This is a genomic window from Hydrogenophaga taeniospiralis CCUG 15921, from assembly GCF_001592305.1.
GTDB classification, from domain to species: domain Bacteria; phylum Pseudomonadota; class Gammaproteobacteria; order Burkholderiales; family Burkholderiaceae_C; genus Hydrogenophaga; species Hydrogenophaga taeniospiralis.
The window spans coordinates 101,427-117,610 of record NZ_BCWR01000007.1 but is presented as its reverse complement, the minus strand read 5'-3'; the positions used below and the strand labels follow the sequence as shown (position 1 = coordinate 117,610).

The window sequence follows — 16,184 nt, the reverse complement described above, 5'->3', positions numbered from 1 at the left end:
GCCCCCTTGGGGGTAGCGCGAAGCGCTGCGGGGGTGTTCCATCTTTCAGAAAGAGCGAGCGACCGAGACGACGAGGCGGCTGTTGTCCGTGGCGCGGGCCTTGTCGCCATCGAGTGCGATGTAGAGCTCGCGCACCTTGGTGCGGGTGGTCATCCAGTCGGCGCTCCAGGTGAAGCCCCAGCGCTTGTGCGCGATGCCGATGGCGAAGTCCGAGAAGTTCGCTTCCTTGAAGTTGGCGATCTTCTGGTAGCCGCCGTGCAGGTTCAGCGCGGTGGTCGGGTTCAGATCGATCTTGTAGCCCAGGTCGAACAGCCAGCTGCCACGCGAGTTGTGGTCGCCGCGCGCATAACAGGCCAACCCCGGCATGGGGTCGGCCATCAGCGACAGCATGGTGCCGCACACGCCGCCGGTGTTGGCGCCGCGGTAGGTCTTGGAGATCACGTTCATCACGCGCGCTTCCAGCGCGCCGTAGCCGATCTCGGCCACGGCGAACGCGCTGTCGTATTTGGTGCGGCGAAAGTCGGTGGGTGCGCCGGTGCCCATGTCGAAACCGTGGGGCGCTTCGAACTGCGCACCCGGAAACAGTTCGGTGGCCAGGCCCACGCCGTAGTGCCAGCCCTCGGGGTCGCCAAAACGGTAGCCGCCGGCCAGCGTGACGCCCAGGCCTTCGCCGCCGAGGAACTGCTTCTTGCTCACCGTGGCGAACTCGGCCAGGCCGACCAGGCCGCTCTCGTGCGCGGCCTGCACGCTGAGCTTCAGGCCGGGCCGGTTGAACGAATCGGAGACGCCCCGGCTGCGTTGGTCGGAGCTGACTTTCATCTCCGTGGTCACGGCGAAGCTGGCCGTTTCCTGGGCGAACGAGGGCACGGCAGCGCCGGCCAGCAAGCTGGCGATGGCCAGCGACAGGGGGCGGATCGGATGCATGGGGAACTCTCCTTGGGCGGTGGTTGGGGGGTGGGGGAACGGGAGGAGAAGCGCAGCGAACGGGATCAGGGTTTGCAGACCGGCGCGGTGGGCAGAGTCGCCACGCGCTTGAGCTGTTCGGTCTGGCCCAGGATTTCCACGCCGACGAAGGCACGGATGCGCAGCTCGTCGGCCTGAGCGCGCACCACGCCCTTGTATTTCTTGTCGTCGCGCGGGTCGTAGACCCAGCCATCGCGCCAGGCTTCCTTGTCGTACCGCGCGAGCTGCGCGATGCGCACACCGCAGGTGTCGGCCGGGGTGCCGGCGTCCTTGTCCCAGACGATGGTTCCACACAGCGCACCGGGCAGCTCGGCGCAGGGCGCGAAGCGGATCACCGCGTCGTTCTCCGCGGTCATCCACAAGCCCTTCGCGTCATCGGGCCCGGCGGCTTGTGCCGACACGGCCAGCGACCAGCAGACAACGGTGATCAGGCGGGTCAGGGTCTTCATGGCGTGCACCTTTCTTGCGTTAGGACAAGGATCATTTAGATAGTGATGGCTAGTATATAGTGATGACTACTGTTTGTTGTCAAAAAAATATTGGGAGAATCCCTGATGCCAACCCTGCTCCGCCCCATGCCCCCGATCCGAAAACCCCAGCCCTCCCTGGTCACCAAGAAGCAGCCCGCGCAGCAGCGCGCCACCGAGACCTACGAGCGCATCCTGGAAGTGACGGCGCAGACGCTGGCCGACGTGGGCATCGAGCGGCTGTCGACCAACCTGGTGTGCGAGCGCGCCGGGCTCACGCCGCCGGCGCTTTACCGCTATTTCCCGAACAAGTACGCGCTGCTGTCCGAACTGGGGCAGCGCCTGATGCAGGCGCAGAACGAGCGGGTTGACCGCTGGATCACGCTGGAGGTGTTCAGCGGCGGTGTCGACAGCCTGGAGCGCGCGATCGAGGGGCTGATCATCGACACCTACGAAGCCACGGTGCAGACCGTGGGCGGGGTCTGGATCATGCGGGCCCTGCGCGCCGTGCCCGCCTTGCAGCAGGTGCGGCTGGCCTCGCACACCGCCGTCACGCAGGAGCAGACCCGGCTGCTCGCGCAGGCCCTGCCCGAAGCCGACGCGGCCGAGCTGCAGCTCGTCAGCCGCATCGTGGTGGAACTGATCTACGCCACCGTCGAGATGATCTTTGACGAGCCGCTGGACGTGAAAGCCGTGGCCCGCACCGTGGCCGGCATGATCGCCAGCCACCTCACCCGCGTGCGGCCGGTGGGCAGAAAACCCGCCACGGTCAAGCCGGCCAAGCCCGCAACCCGCAAACCCCGTGGCGCCCGGCCCGACTCATCCGTGGGCTGAGAGACCGCTCAGCTTCTCAGCAGCCCACCAGCCGGAGCGCGACCCGCAACGCATGAAGTGTCTGGCCCCAGGGCACCGCCGGGCCGGCTCCGCCGGACGGCCAGTGCCGCCCCCTGGGGGGTAGCGCGAAGCGCTGCGGGGGGGGGCCTTCACACCCCCCCAGCGAACGCGCGCCGCACCGACACCCCCGCCACCCACTGGGCGCTACGCGCCTGCAGCAGGGCGTCCTGCGCGCGCAGGTGGCTGCGCCGCACATCGAGCACGGTGTTCAGGTCCACCAGGCCGGCCTCGAACAGGCGCTGGCTGCGGCTGGCCGCGTCGGCACCGGCGCGCTGGGCCTGCTCCAGTTCGGCCACGGTGGTTTCGGCGGCGGCCAGTTGGACCAGCGCGGTCTCGGCATCGGCCAGCGCGCCGAGCATGGCCTTTTCGTAGCCCGCCATGGCTTCCTGGGTGCGCGCTTCGTGCACGGCGATGTTCGCGCGGATGCGGCCACCGTCGAAGATCGGCAGCGCGAGCGACACCCCGTAGCCGACCACCAGCGTGGGCGATGCGCTCGCCCCGCCCACACTCAGACGCTCCTTGCGACCCGCCCAGTCGAACTGGATGCGCGGGTAGATGTCGCGCCTGGCCACGCCCAGCCGCGCTGCGGCGGCCTCCAGCGCCCTCGCCTGCAGCTGCACGTCGGGGCGGCGCTCCAGCAGTTCGGCCGGCAGCAGGCCGGCCGGCGCGGCGAGGGTGGGTGTGTGCGCGTCGGAAAAGAGCAGCGTGGGGTTGGGCTGCGCGTCGCCGGTCAACACGGCCAGCTGGCGCTGGCGCGCGCGCTGGGCGCCCTGCAATTGCGCCGCGGTCGCGGCTTCCTGGCGCAGCTCGGCGATCAGCCGGTCCACGTCCAGCACGCTGGACTGGCCGACCTCGAAGCGTCGCCGCGCCACCTCGATCTGGCGTTCCAGTGTGGTCATGGCGTCGCGCGCCACGGCCTCGCGGCGCAACAGCGCCTGGATCTCGAACCAGGCCGTGCTCACATCGGCCGCGATGGCCACGCGCATCGCCTGCTGCGCCAGCTCGGCGCTCTGCGCGTCGAGGGTCGCCGCCTGACTGGCCAGGCCCTGCGCGCCAAAGAGGTCGGGTTCCCAGCTCGCACGCAGGCCGCCATGCACCACGTCGGACTTGGGGTTGGCGCTGGAATCGCGCCCACGCTGCGCGCCCGCGGCGAAGCCCAGTTGCGGCAGGCCTTGTGCATCGACCGCCTCGATACCGGCACGCGCCTGCGCCACACGGGCGGCCGCGATGTGCAGGTCGCGGTTGGACCGCAGGGCGGACTCCACCAGCGCAGCGAGTTCGGCACTGCCGACATCGCGCCACCAGGCCTCTGAAACCTGGGGATCGGAAGGCGCCACGGGGCGGGCATCAACGCTCCAGGCAGCCGGCGCCACCCATGAAGAAGAAGGCGCGGCGGCAGGAACGGCGCAACCCGCCAACGCCACCAGCGCGGCAGCGACAAGGCCCAGGCGGGCCGGGGAATGACAGGACATGAACGATCTCCGGTGTTGACAAACGATGTTCGTAACTTTACTATACGTGCAGTACAGTTTCAACCACCACGGAGGTTTTCCATGAGCAACCCACCCGGACGCAGCAGTTCCCGCGAGAAGCTGCTGGACGCCGCCGCCGAACTGATCGCCACCCACAGTGTTCAGGAGCTGACCCTGGAAGGCGTGGCCGCCGCCGCCGGCGTCACCAAGGGCGGTCTGATCTACCACTTCAAGACCAAGGACGAGCTGCTCGGCGCGCTGGTCGAACGCATGAGCCAAGAGCTCGATCAACGCAGCCGGGCCAAGGCCGCGCAGCGCGGTGACACCACCGGCGCCTTGCTGATGGCCCTGGTGGACGACACCTTCGACATGCCCCCCGGCGAAAAACGGCTGCTGACGAACCTGCTGGCTGCGGCCACCAGCTACCCGCACCTGCTCGGCCCGGTGCAGCAGCTCTACAACCGCCTGTATGGCGAGCTGACCCAGGCAGGGCCCGAGGCCGGCCTGGCCCTGGTGGTGGCGGCGGCCCTCGACGGCATCAGTTTGATGGAGCTGCTGAACCTGCACCAGTTCAGCCCGGAACAACACGACGCCATGCGGCAGGTCCTGCAGCGGATCACCCAGCGCTTCGAGTGACCCACACCCCCACCTCATCTCCCCCCGACCGGACCACCATGCCCTTCCCCCACCGCCAGGCCCTCGCGGCCACCGCCCTGCTGGCCGCATTGCTCACCGGCTGCGCCGAACCGCCGCCACCCACCGCCGCAGCGCCCCGACCCGTCAAAGTGGAGCGGGTCGCCGACAGCGCCACCGCGACCCACGAAACCTTCATCGGCACCCTGCGCGCGCGCCAACGCGCCGAGCTGGGTTTCGAACAGCCGGGGCGCATCGCGGCCATCCTGGTCGATGTGGGCGACCGCGTGCGCGCGGGCCAGGTGCTGGCACGCCTGGACGCTTCGCCCGCGCAATGGCGCCTGGACAAGGCACAGGCCGATCGCACGGCCGCCGCCGCTGCGCTCGCCGAACGAACGACACAGCTGCAGCAGCACGAGTCTCTGGCCAAGGACAAAATCATTTCGGCCACCGCGCTGGAAGCGGTGCAAACCCAGCATCGGCTCGCACTCAGCCAGTTGCAGGCCGCCGACGCCGCGCTGGCCATGGCGCGCCGCGACCTCACGCTCTCGGACATCAAGGCACCGTTCGACGGTGAGATCGTCGTCCGCGCGGCCCAGCCGCACAGCGACATCGCCGCTGGCCAGCCCGTGCTGCAGATCGAGGCGGGGCAGACGCTGGAGGTGGTGAGCATGCTGCCCGAGGCCGTCGCAGCGCGCCTGGCTCCCGGGCAGGCAGCGGCCGCCCGGATCGGCACACCGGCCCAGGCCGGCAGCACGCACCCGCTGAAGCTGGAGCGGCTGTCCGCGCGCAGCGAAAGTGGCTCCCTGGTGCAGGCGGTGTTCCGCCTGGACGGCATCACGCCCGGCCTGCGCAGTGGCGCGGTGGTGTCGGTGGAGCTGCCGCAGGCCACCCCGACCTCGGTCGTCTCGGTGCCGGCACCGGCCCTGCTGCCTACTGCCGAGCCCGGCTCGGCCAGCGTCTTCCTGCTCGACGCTACCCAAGGCCGGCTCGTGCGCCGTGCCGTGCAGCTCGGCAAGGGTGTGTTGCCCGGTGGCCGCATCCCGGTCAGCGCGGGCCTGCACGCGGGCGACCAGGTGGTGGTCGCGGGCGCCGCCTTTCTTACCGAAGGCCAGGCCGCCGTGCAACACGCATCGACCACCCTGCTGCACGGAGCGCAACCATGAAGCTGACGGAATCCGCGCTCGGCTCCAGCCGACTCACCTTCTTTGTGGCCGCGCTGGTGCTGCTGGCCGGCGTGTTCGCGTTCCTGAAGTTCCCGTCGCAGGAAGAACCGTCCACCACCATCCGCGACGCGATGATCTTCGTCGCCAACCCCGGCCTGCCGGTGGAGCGCATGGAACAGCTGATTGCGCGCCCGCTGGAAGAGCGGCTGCGCGAGCTGCCCGAGATCAAGCACGTGGTCAGCACCGTGCGCACCGGTTTGTCCATCGTGCAGGTCACGGTCCACGAGAACCAGGCCGACCTGCAACCGATCTGGCAGAAGGTGCGCGCCAAGGTGGCCGAGGCATCACCGCAGTTCCCCGACGGCACGCTGCCGGTGCAGGTGAACGACGACTTCGGGCGCGTCGCGGTGGCCTCCATTGCCGTCACCGCGCCGGGCTTTGCCATGAGCGAGATGCGCGAGCCGCTCAAGCGCCTGCGCGACCGGCTCTACGAGCTGCCCGGCGTGCAAAGCGTGAGCTTCCATGGCCTGCAGGACGAGCGCGTCTACATCGAGTTCGACCGCGCGCGCCTGGCCGGCCTGGGCCTGGGCGCCCCGGCCGTACTGCAGCAGCTGCAGCAGCAAAACGTGGTGCTCTCGGGCGGCCAGGTGGTGCTGGGCGGGCTCAACAGCGCCCTGGTCGCGTCCGGCGAAATCGTCTCGCTGGAGGTCTTGCGCCAGTTCGTGCTCAGCATCCCACAGCGCAGCGGCAACGCCGACAGCACCGTGCGCCTGGGCGACATCGCACGCATCCAGGTGCTGCCCGCCGACCCGCCGGACTCGGCGGCCGTCTACCAGGGAGAACCGGCGGTGGTGCTGGGCGTGTCCATGCGCGCCGGGCAGAACATTCAGGCCTTCGGCGAATCGCTGAAGGCGCGCGTGGCCGAACTGCAGCAACAACTGCCGGCCGGCTTCGCGCTCGACTACGTCACCTTCCAGGCCGACGTGGTGGAGCACGAGATGGGCAAGATGAACCGCGTGATGGGCGAGACCATCGTCATCGTGATGGCGGTCGTGGTGCTGTTCCTGGGCTGGCGCGCCGGCCTGGTCGTCGGCAGCATCGTGCCGCTGACGATCCTGGGCACGCTGATCGCGATGCAGATGCTGTCCATCGAGCTGCACAACGTGTCGATGGCCGCCATCATCATCGCGCTGGGCCTGCTGGTGGACAACGGCATCGTGATCGCCGAAGACATCGAACGCAGGCTGGCCGACGGCGAGGAGCGCCGCGACGCCTGCATCCGGGCGGGCCAAACGCTGGCCATCCCGCTGCTCACCTCGTCGCTGGTGATCATCTTCGCCTTCTCGCCCTTCTTCTTCGGCAACACCTCCATCAACGAATACCTGCGCCCGCTGGTGATCGTGCTCGCGCTGGCGCTGCTGGGTTCGTGGCTGTTCTGCCTGACCGTCACACCCCTGCTGTGCTATTACTTCCTCAAGCCGTCGCAGCACGCCGCGCAGCCTGAGCCCGACGCCGAGTCGAAGTTCTACCGCACCTACCGGCGCGCCATCGGCACGGTGCTCGAGCACAAGGCGATCTTCCTCGGGGCGATGGCGCTCCTGTTCACGCTGGCGATGCTGCTGCTGTCGAGCGTGCCTGCGGGTTTCCTGCCGCCGTCCGACCGGCCGCAGTACCAGATCGCCATCGAGCTGCAGCCGGGCAGCGACTCGCGCGCCACGCTGTCCACCGTGCAGGGCGTCAGCCGCTGGCTGACCGACAAGCAGGCCAACCCCGAGGTGACGACCAGCATCGGCTACGTGGCCGACGGCGGGCCGCGCATCATCCTCGGGCTCAACCCGCCGCTGCCGGCCTCGCACATCGGCTACTTCACCGTCGGCGTGAACGACAAGGACGCACTCGACCCGATGATCGAGCGCACCCGCGACTGGCTGGCCAGCCACCACCCCGAGCTGCGCGCCGACGTGAAGCGTTTCTCGCTGGGCGCGACCGACTCCGGCACGGTGGCCTACCGCATTGCCGGGCCGGACGAGCGCGAGCTGCGCAGCCTGGGTGAGCAGCTGCAAACCGCGCTGCGCGGCGTGCCCGGCGTGGTCAGCGTGCGCGACGACTGGGACCAGCGCGTGCCGCGGCTGGACGTGCAGATCGACCAGCGCAAGGCGCGCCGCCTGGGCATCACCAGCGAAGACGTGGCCACCTCGCTGGGTGCACGCTTCAGCGGCCTCACCGTCTCTGCACTGCGCGATGGCGACACACTGGTGCCGCTGGTCGTGCGCGGCTCGTTGGCCGAGCGCCAGCAGCCCGAGGACGTGGCGAACAGCCTGATCTACCCGGCCACCGGCGCCACGCCGGTGCCGCTGTCGGCGGTGGCGACGGTCTCGGTGAACTCGGAGCCTTCGGTCATTCGCCGCCGCGACCTGTCGCGCACGCTGACGGTGCAGGGCCGCAGCGAAACGCAAACCGCGCAGCAGGTGGTGGACCAGCTCGCCCCGGCCGTGGCGGCGCTGGCGCTGCCGCCGGGCTACCGCATCGAGCTCGGTGCCGAGATCGAAGAGGCGGCCGAGGCCAACGCGGCGCTGAGCGAGTACCTGCCGCACGCCGCGGTGGCAATGCTGATCCTTTTCGTCTGGCAGTTCGGCTCGTTCCGCAAGCTGGCGCTGATCCTCAGCATCATTCCGTTTGCGCTGATCGGCGTGGCGCCCGCGTTGAAGATCGCAGGCGAGCCGCTGGGCTTCATGGCCAACTTCGGCCTGCTGTCGCTGGCCGGCATCATCGTCAACAACGCCGTGCTGCTGCTCGAACGCATCGAGGCCGAACTGGCGGCAGGCCGGTCGCGCCGGGAAGCGGTGATCGGCGCCGCCGTGCAGCGCCTGCGCCCCATTGTGATGACCAAGCTCACCTGCGTGGCGGGCCTGGTGCCGCTGCTGCTGTTCGGTGGCCCGCTGTGGTCCGGCATGGCCGTCACCATCATGGGCGGCCTGCTGCTGGGCACGCTGGTGACCCTGGGGCTGGTGCCGGTGCTGTACGAGTTGCTGTTCGGCGGGCGGCTGGCGCACTGGCTCGGGCGCAGGCCCGCCTCTGCTGCGGTGGGTGTGCCGGCTTGAGTCGCGCGCACAGCCCCGCCCGTACCCGGTACGATTCACGGTGACGCATCCGCCGGGCGCGGGCGCCGGCCACTTCCGGCCCAGCCTCCCCGGCCCACCCCCGTTTTTCCCGCCAGCCCCAGGGCCGGCCACCACACCATGAACCACACGCTCCAACCCTTTGGCTGGGTCGAAACCCTCACCGACGACACCACGCCCCCGGCCCCGGTGGCCGAACACGGCGCCGCCGGCAGGCAGCTGCGCGAGAACCACAAGCTGGAAAAGCGCCTGTGCCGCGAAGTGGGCCGCGCCATCGTGGACTACAACATGATCGAAGAGGGCGACCGCGTGATGGTCTGCCTCTCGGGCGGCAAGGACAGCTACGGCATGCTCGACATCCTGCAGAAACTGCAGGCGCGCGCGCCGGTGCGCTTCGAGCTCATCGTGGTCAACCTCGACCAGAAGCAACCCGGTTTCCCCGACCACATCCTGCCGGCCTACCTGACCAAACTCGGCGTGAAGTTCCACATCGAGAACCAGGACACGTATTCCATCGTCAAGCGCGTGATCCCCGAGGGCAAGACCATGTGCAGCCTGTGCAGCCGGCTGCGCCGCGGCATCCTGTACCGCGTGGCCACCGAACTGGGCGCGACCAAGATCGCGCTGGGCCACCACCGCGACGACATCCTGCAGACCCTGCTGCTCAACATGTTCTTCGGCGCCAAGCTCAAGGGCATGCCGCCCAAGCTGGTGAGCGACGACGGTCAGCACGTGGTGATCCGCCCCATGGCCTACGTGGCCGAAAAAGACCTCACCCGCTGGGCCGAGGTGCGGCAGTTCCCCATCATTCCCTGCACGCTGTGTGGCAGCCAGGAAAACCTGCAGCGCAAGCAGGTCGGTAACTTGTTGAAAGAGTGGGAAAAGAAGTTTCCGGGCCGGGTGGAGAACATGGCCTCGGCGCTGCAGAACGTGGTGCCCAGCCACCTGATGGACCGCGCGCTGTTCCCCTTCCAGACCATCCGCGCCACCGGCCAGGCCAGCGAAGACGGCGACAAGGCGTTCGACGACGAGCCCCTGCCCATGCCGGCCGCGCCACCGGCGCACGCCTGGCCCGAGCCCGACGCCCCGGGGAACGCAGCGGGGGGCAAAGCGGTCATACCGATTGCTTCGGCACACTGACCGTCCCACGGTCCGCCGCCGGACCGTGCCACCCGCCGCAGGAGACCCCATGACCGTTCGCCCTTCGACCGCCCGAACCATTGCCCCACCACGCCCCGGTGTCGCCAGCGGCCTGCGCAGCGCCCTCGCCGCGCTCACGCTGCTGGCCCTGAGCGGCTGCGCCAGCGTGTATGTGGTGGACAGCCAGGTGCAGAGCTTCGCGCGCTGGGGCGACCGGCCCGCCTCGGCGCAGGCGCCCGCCGCCGTGCCCCTGCCGCCCCAGGGCTACCGCTTCGAGCGCCTGCCGTCTCAGCGCGAGGGCTCGTCCGCCGCCGCCCAGACCGAGCTGGAGAACCTGGCCCGCCCGGCGCTGTCCCGGCTGGGCTGGTCGCTGGCCGAAGCGCCCGCGTCCGCCCCCTGGACGGTGCAGATCGGTGCGGACACCCTGCGCCTGTCCCGCAGTCCCTGGGACGACCCGTGGTACGGGCCCTGGGGCGGTTTCGGCCTGTCGGGGCATCGCGGCCACCTGGTCAACGTGCACGGCCAGATCGTCTGGGCGCCGATGTTCATGCACCTGGACCCGCCGTACTACAAGCGCGAAGTCTCGCTGGTGATCCGCCACGCGGCCAGCGGCCAGGTGGTGTACGAAACCCACGCCGCCCACGAAGGCCCCTGGAACAGCACGCCCGGGCTGTGGACGGCCATGATCGACGCGGCGCTGCGCGATTTCCCGACCCCACCCACCGGGGTGCGGCAGGTCAACATCGAAGTCCCGCGCTGAACTCTCAGGGCTGAGGGCGTTCCAGAAACGCCCGGATCGCGTCGCCCAGCGCGTCCATGCTGTCCTGCTTGCCCATCACGTCGCACACCCCGGCCTCGGCGGCATCGGCGATCAGGCGGTCGTTCACATGGCCTGAGACGATGGCCACCCGCAGGCCCGGGCGCAGTTGCCGCAGCTCGCGCGCCACCTCGACCCCGGAGAGCCCGGGCATGTTCTGGTCCGTCACCACCAGGTCCACCGGGTCCTGCGGGTGCGCGCGCAGCCAGTCCAGCGCCGCCTCGCCCGACTCGAAGGTGCTCGCCCGGTAGCCCTGCTTGCGCAGCAGGCGCCCCACGAGAAACACCATGGCCTCGTAGTCGTCGATGTAGATCACGTGTTTGCCCGGGTTCACCGGTGCGGCCACGGGCGCGGCCGGCGGCTCCTCCAGAGCGGTGGGTGGCAGCGCGCCTGTGGCCAGCGGCAGGTAGACGTCGAAGCGCGCGCCGGCCCCGGGGCTGCTGTGCAGCGCGATGGCGCCGCGGTGCGCCTTGACGATACCATGCACCACCGCCAGCCCCAGACCGGTGCCCGTGCCCGGGGCCTTGGTGGTGAAAAAGGGTTCAAAGATGCGGCGCTGGGTTTCCTCGTCCATGCCCGGCCCGTTGTCGGCCACGCTCAGGCAGGCGTAGGCGCCGCCGGGCAGTTCGCCCAGCTGCAGCGCCTGCGACGCATCGAGACTCACCTCGCGCAGCGCCACCGTGATGTCGCCCGAGCGGCCCTCCATCGCCTGCCAGGCGTTGGTGCACAGGTTCATCAGCACCTGCTGCATCTGGGTGGCGTCGGCCAGCACCGGCAGCGCGGTGGTCGGCAGCCGCGATACCAGCCGGAACCCGGCGGGCAGCAGCGAGCGCATCAGGCCCAGCGCCTCCTCGACCAGGGGCGTGAGCGGCTGACGCTGCATCTCCTGCGTCTGGCGGCGGCTGAAGGTCAGGATCTGCTGCACCAGCTGGCGCGCGCGGATGGCGGCCCGGCTGATCTCGGCCAGGCTTTCCTGCGCCGGGTGGTGCGCGCCCACGTCCTCGCGCGCCAGCGCCAGGTTGCCCAGGATGGCGGCGAGCAGGTTGTTGAAATCGTGCGCCACGCCCCCGGCCAGGGTGCCGATGGCCTCCATCTTCTGCGACTCGCGCAGCTGCGTCTCCAGGGCGCGCTGGTGGGCTTCGGCCTGCTTGTGTTCGGTGATGTCGGTGTGGGTGCCCACCATGCGCAGTGGCCGCCCGTCGTCGTCGCGCCCGATCACCATGCCGCGCGAGAGCACCCACTTCCAGTTGCCAACCTTGCAACGCACCCGGTGTTCGTTGCGGTACACCGGGGCGCGGCCCTCGAAATGTGCCTCCCGGTCGGCCCGCATCTGCTCCAGGTCGTCGGGGTGGGTGCGGCTGTCGAGCTCGGCGGCCAGGTTGCTCAGGTCGTCGTCCTCGTAGCCAAACATGCGCTTGATGCCGTGGGACAAAAATTCCTCGCCGGTCTTCAGGTTCCAGTCCCAGACCCCGTCGCCCGCGCTCTCCAGCGCGAGCTTCCACAGCGCCTCGTTCGAGTGCAGGGCGGCCTCGGCGCGTTTGCGGTCGGTCACGTCGAGCAACACGCCCACCCGCAGGAAACCCTGCTCGTCCGACGACACGGTGCAGGAGCGGCGAAACACCCACTTGACCTGCCCGTCGGGCAGGACGATGCGGAACTCGCCCCCCAGGTCCACCGGCCCCTGGCCGATCGCCTTCAGGTCCTGCCGGAGCAGGGGCACGTCGTCGGGGTGGCGGTAGCGCGCGATCAGCTCGGGGTCGCGCATCAGGTCTTCGGGGCCGAAGCCATAGATGTCGCGCACGCCCGGGCTCACGTAGCGGTATTCGCGCCCGCCGTCGCGGCGCACGTACACCACGAACACCAGGCCGGGCACCTGCGCGGTGATCTGCCGCAGGCGCTCTTCGCTTTGCGCCAGCGCCTGCTGGGCCTGGATGCGTTCGGTGATGTCTTCCACCGTGCCCTCGTAGAACAGGATGCGCCCGGCCGCATCGCGCACCACGTGGGCGTTTTCGTTGATCCAGATCCGCTCGCCCGTCTTGTGGCGCCGGATCTCGGAGACGAAACCCCGCACGAAACCGTCGCGCTCCAGCCGGTGTTTGAACTCGGCGCGCCGCTGCGGGTCCACGTACCACTCAACGGCGATGTCTTTCACGCTGGCCAGGTGCTCGGCCTCGCTGGCGTAACCGTTGAGCGCCACCAGCGCCGGGTTGGAACGCAGCATCCGGCCTTCGGGCGAACTGCGGTAGGCCCCGATGGGCAGGAAGTTGAACAAGGAGGAGAAATCCCCGTCCGGCGGCCGGGCGTCTGTCGTCATGGGCCGATTCTGGCCGAAAGCCCGCCCGCGCTGTCGTGAAAAACCGCCCGGTTTCGGGCCGGGCTTCGCCATTTGCAGCCAGCGGCCAAACCGCTACAGTGCATGTTTGCGCCGACAACCCCACAGGACTCCCCCTTGCAAATCACCCGCATCCTGGCCGTGCGCCACGGTGAAACCGCCTGGAACCGCGACACCCGCATCCAGGGCCACACCGACATCGAACTCAACCCACGGGGCCGCTGGCAGGCCGCACGGCTGGCGCGCGCGCTGGCCGACGAACCGATCCACGCCATCTACGCCAGCGACCTGAGCCGCGCCCGGGAAACGGCGCTGGCCGTCGCGGGCCGGCACAACAAACCCGTGCACACCCACACCGGCCTGCGCGAACGCCATTTCGGCAGCTTCGAAGGCCGCACCTGGGCCGAGCTCGAAGCCCACCACCCCGCGGAAAGCCTGGCCTGGCGCAAGCGTGTGCCCGACTTCGCCCCCCCCGGCGGCGAGTCGCTGCTGCAGCTGCAGGCGCGCGTGGTGCACACCGTGGTCGAACTGGCCGCGCGCCACCCCGGCGAACAGGTGCTGATGGTGGCGCATGGTGGTGTGCTCGACATCCTGTACCGCGCCGCCACCCGGCTCGAACTGCAAGCGCCGCGCAGCTGGGAGCTGACCAACACCGCCATCAACCGGCTGCTGTGGACGCCTGAGGGTCTGAGCCTGGTGGGCTGGGCCGACACCACCCACCTGCAGGCACCCGAGGGCAGCGACACGCTGGACGAGCGCCATGCCTGACGGGACCGGCATGGGCCACGCTTTCACCTCCGTCCGATGGCAGCGCGCGCTGGCCTGGGTCGGCCAGGGTGTGAGCGTTATCGATACCCCGACGCTGGTGATCGACCTCGACGCCATGGACCGCAACCTGGCGCGCATGGCCGCCTTCGCCGCCGAGCGTGGCCTGCGGCTGCGGCCCCACGCCAAGCTGCACAAGAGCGCCGAACTGGCGCGGCTGCAGATGGCGCACGGCGCGGTGGGCGTGTGCGTGCAGAAGACCGACGAAGCGCTGGCCCTGGCCCACGGGGGCGTGGGTGACATCTTCATCAGCAACGAAGTGATCGCGCCGGCCAAGCTGGCGCGGCTGGCCCAGGCGGTGCGCGAGCTGCCCACGCGCTTCGCCATCGCGGTGGACAGCGCCCTGGGCATCGCGCGGCTGGCCGCTGCGCTGGCCCACGCGGGCGTGGAACGCCCCCAGGCCATGGACGTGTTCATCGAAATCGACGTCGGCCAGGGTCGCTGCGGCCTGCCACCAGGCGGAGCGGCGGTGGCGCTGGCGCGCCAGATCGGCGACCACCCGGCGCTGCGTTTCGCGGGCCTGCAGGCCTACCACGGCCGGGCGCAGCACCTGCGCACGCTGGCCGAACGCCAGCAGGCGATCGAGGGCGCCACCCAGGCCGTGGCCGCTACCCGCGACGCGCTGACTGCGGCCGGCATCGCCGTGCCGCTGGTCACCGGCGCGGGCACCGGCAGCTTCCCGCTGGAGGCCGCCAGCGGCGTCTGGGGCGAGCTGCAGACCGGCTCCTACCTGTTCATGGACGCCGACTACGCCGCCAACGAACCACACCCCGAGGCACCGGCCTTCGAACACGCCCTGTTCATCAAGACCCAGGTCATGAGCCGCGGCGTGGACCACGCCGTGTGCGACGCCGGCCACAAGAGCCACGCCATCGACAGCGGCCTGCCCCAGGTGACCTTCCCCGACGGCCTGCTGTACGCCAACGGCGGTGACGAACACGGCCTGCTGCGCGCGACCGAGGGTGGCACGCCCCTGCCCGAGCTGGGCGAAACGGTCTGGCTGATCCCCGGCCACTGCGACCCCACGGTCAACCTGCACGACGCCCTGGTGGGCGTGCGCGGCGGGCTGGCGGCCGGGCGGGTGGAGCGCATCGTGCGCGTCGATGCGCGGGGCGCTGCGGGGTAGGGAAGCACTGAAGAAGTCCCCTGCGGCGCGCCCATCCCCCAGGAGCCGCTCGGCGTTGCCGCGCTACGGCAACGGAAAGACCTGCGCCTCCAGCCTCAGCGCACGGACGCGCTCGGCGGCGGCCTCGGCCTCCGGCCCCGTGGCGAACGGGCCGACGCGCACCCGGACGCGCGGACCCTTGGCCATCGTCACTGTCTGCGTGAACGCGGGAAGACCCGCCTCGATCAGCCGGGCGTGGGCCTTCCCGGCGTTGGCGGGGTCGGCGAACAGGCCCACGTTGATGGCAAAGCCAGCGGAGGGTGGCGCGACGGGTGGGGCTGCGGCAGCGGTGGAAGCAGGGGCCAGAACGGGTTGTGGTGCTGGGGCCGCCTGGGGCATGCGCTGCATGGCGGGGGCTGCCGATGGCGACACAGGCGAGGCCTCTTTCGCTGGCCCGGCCACGGGCGCTGGGGCCGCCGCAGGCACAGGCACTGGCTTGATCTCGGGCTCGGTCGTAGACACAGCGGCAGGCACAGCCGCCGTTGCCACCTGCGGCGCAGGCCGAGGCGCCGGCGGCGGCGTGTTGATCGACCCCACGGCCGCCCCCCGCCCGGCCAGCACCACCGACCAGGCCACATAGCCCCCGATCAGCGCCACCACCAGCACACCATTGATCACCACCAAACCCCACAGTCGGCGCGGCGTGCTGGCCTGGCGCTCCAGCGCGGCACAGGCTTCGCGCACGGTGCGGGCCTCGCGCACGGCGCGCGTGATGCGGCGGCGGGTCTCGGCGTGCAGCCAGGCATTGCCATAGGCTCCCGGGATGGCGATGCTCAGCACCAGCAGCGCGCCCAGCACGCCCCACTCCACCGCGGCGGGCCATTGCAACAGGCGTCGGCCCACGCCCAGGACCAGCAGCGACAGCCCTTCCGCGCAGGCCACGTACCCCAGCGCGGCGATCCAGAGCTGGCGGAACACCAGCCAGTTCAGCGTGAGAAAACCCGCGGCCCCGTTCCACGCCGGGCCGGCGCGCCCCGCGTCGTTGAAGCGTGCGAACAACGCGAGGTAGTGCGCCGTGTTCACCGGCCCGATGGCGGCGCGGTACAGCGCGGTGGTGGCGCTCTCCGGGGCGATCGCGGCGGTCGGCGGGGTGACGGGCATGCCGGATTCTGGCATGGCGCATGCGGGTTGATGCCAGCGCCGCGCGGTGGCGAACCCCGCCACAATGCCCGCATGCACCGCCCCCGCCAA

At 70.3% G+C, this 16,184-nt stretch carries 13 protein-coding genes; 8 read left to right on the top strand and 5 right to left on the bottom strand.

The annotated features are described in order from the left end of the window. Positions 1-45: 45 nt before the first annotated feature. A complete protein-coding gene (locus HTA01S_RS11480; RefSeq protein ID WP_068171130.1) occupies positions 46-924 on the bottom strand; it encodes a TorF family putative porin in 879 nt (292 codons plus the stop codon). Positions 925-989: 65 nt separating this feature from the next. Then, positions 990-1,412: a DUF2147 domain-containing protein gene (locus HTA01S_RS11475; RefSeq protein ID WP_068171125.1), complete on the bottom strand. Its 423-nt coding sequence runs from the start codon at positions 1,410-1,412 to the stop codon at positions 990-992. 105 nt (positions 1,413-1,517) lie between these two features. Here HTA01S_RS11475 and HTA01S_RS11470 point away from each other — a divergent pair, with 105 nt between their 5' ends. Further along, on the top strand, positions 1,518-2,264 hold the full coding sequence (locus HTA01S_RS11470) for a TetR/AcrR family transcriptional regulator (protein WP_084236037.1): 747 nt from the start codon (positions 1,518-1,520) through the stop codon (positions 2,262-2,264). A gap of 149 nt (positions 2,265-2,413) precedes the next feature. Here the strand turns inward: HTA01S_RS11470 and HTA01S_RS11465 are convergent, their stop codons facing one another. Then, a complete protein-coding gene (locus HTA01S_RS11465; RefSeq protein WP_084236042.1) occupies positions 2,414-3,796 on the bottom strand; it encodes a TolC family protein in 1,383 nt (460 codons plus the stop codon). An 81-nt stretch (positions 3,797-3,877) separates the two neighbouring features. Between HTA01S_RS11465 and HTA01S_RS11460 the strand changes: the two genes are divergently transcribed. The 5 genes from HTA01S_RS11460 (at position 3,878) to HTA01S_RS11440 (ending at position 10,614) form a co-directional block, all read left to right on the top strand. Further along, positions 3,878-4,432, top strand: coding sequence for a TetR/AcrR family transcriptional regulator (locus tag HTA01S_RS11460; RefSeq protein ID WP_068171122.1), 555 nt, complete (start codon positions 3,878-3,880; stop codon positions 4,430-4,432). 38 nt (positions 4,433-4,470) lie between these two features. Beyond that, complete coding sequence (locus tag HTA01S_RS11455; RefSeq protein ID WP_068171120.1) at positions 4,471-5,595, top strand: efflux RND transporter periplasmic adaptor subunit; 1,125 nt, start codon at positions 4,471-4,473, stop codon at positions 5,593-5,595. Next, positions 5,592-8,696 carry an efflux RND transporter permease subunit gene (locus HTA01S_RS11450; RefSeq protein ID WP_068171117.1) on the top strand — a complete coding sequence of 1,035 codons (3,105 nt, stop codon included), beginning with the start codon at positions 5,592-5,594 and terminating at the stop codon, positions 8,694-8,696. Before HTA01S_RS11455 ends, HTA01S_RS11450 begins: the two co-directional genes overlap by 4 nt. Before the next feature lie 138 nt (positions 8,697-8,834). After that, positions 8,835-9,854: a tRNA 2-thiocytidine(32) synthetase TtcA gene (ttcA, locus tag HTA01S_RS11445; protein WP_084236035.1), complete on the top strand. Its 1,020-nt coding sequence runs from the start codon at positions 8,835-8,837 to the stop codon at positions 9,852-9,854. 49 nt (positions 9,855-9,903) lie between these two features. Next, entirely contained in the window at positions 9,904-10,614 is a 711-nt protein-coding gene (locus HTA01S_RS11440) for a DUF4136 domain-containing protein (protein ID WP_068171114.1), read from the top strand. A 4-nt stretch (positions 10,615-10,618) separates the two neighbouring features. Here HTA01S_RS11440 and HTA01S_RS11435 read toward each other — a convergent pair whose 3' ends face one another. After that, positions 10,619-12,985 (bottom strand): hybrid sensor histidine kinase/response regulator, encoded by a 2,367-nt coding sequence (locus HTA01S_RS11435; RefSeq protein WP_169804771.1) that lies wholly within the window; start codon positions 12,983-12,985, stop codon positions 10,619-10,621. Positions 12,986-13,120: 135 nt separating this feature from the next. Between HTA01S_RS11435 and HTA01S_RS11430 the strand changes: the two genes are divergently transcribed. Both HTA01S_RS11430 and HTA01S_RS11425 read left to right on the top strand, forming a co-directional pair. Continuing rightward, entirely contained in the window at positions 13,121-13,771 is a 651-nt protein-coding gene (locus tag HTA01S_RS11430) for a histidine phosphatase family protein (RefSeq protein ID WP_068171108.1), read from the top strand. Beyond that, positions 13,764-14,954 carry a DSD1 family PLP-dependent enzyme gene (locus tag HTA01S_RS11425; RefSeq protein WP_245638069.1) on the top strand — a complete coding sequence of 397 codons (1,191 nt, stop codon included), beginning with the start codon at positions 13,764-13,766 and terminating at the stop codon, positions 14,952-14,954. The genes HTA01S_RS11430 and HTA01S_RS11425 overlap by 8 nt, the downstream gene beginning before the upstream one ends. Positions 14,955-15,017: 63 nt before the next feature. Here HTA01S_RS11425 and HTA01S_RS11420 read toward each other — a convergent pair whose 3' ends face one another. Continuing rightward, on the bottom strand, positions 15,018-16,094 hold the full coding sequence (locus HTA01S_RS11420) for an SPOR domain-containing protein (RefSeq protein WP_245638068.1): 1,077 nt from the start codon (positions 16,092-16,094) through the stop codon (positions 15,018-15,020). Positions 16,095-16,184 lie beyond the last annotated feature (90 nt).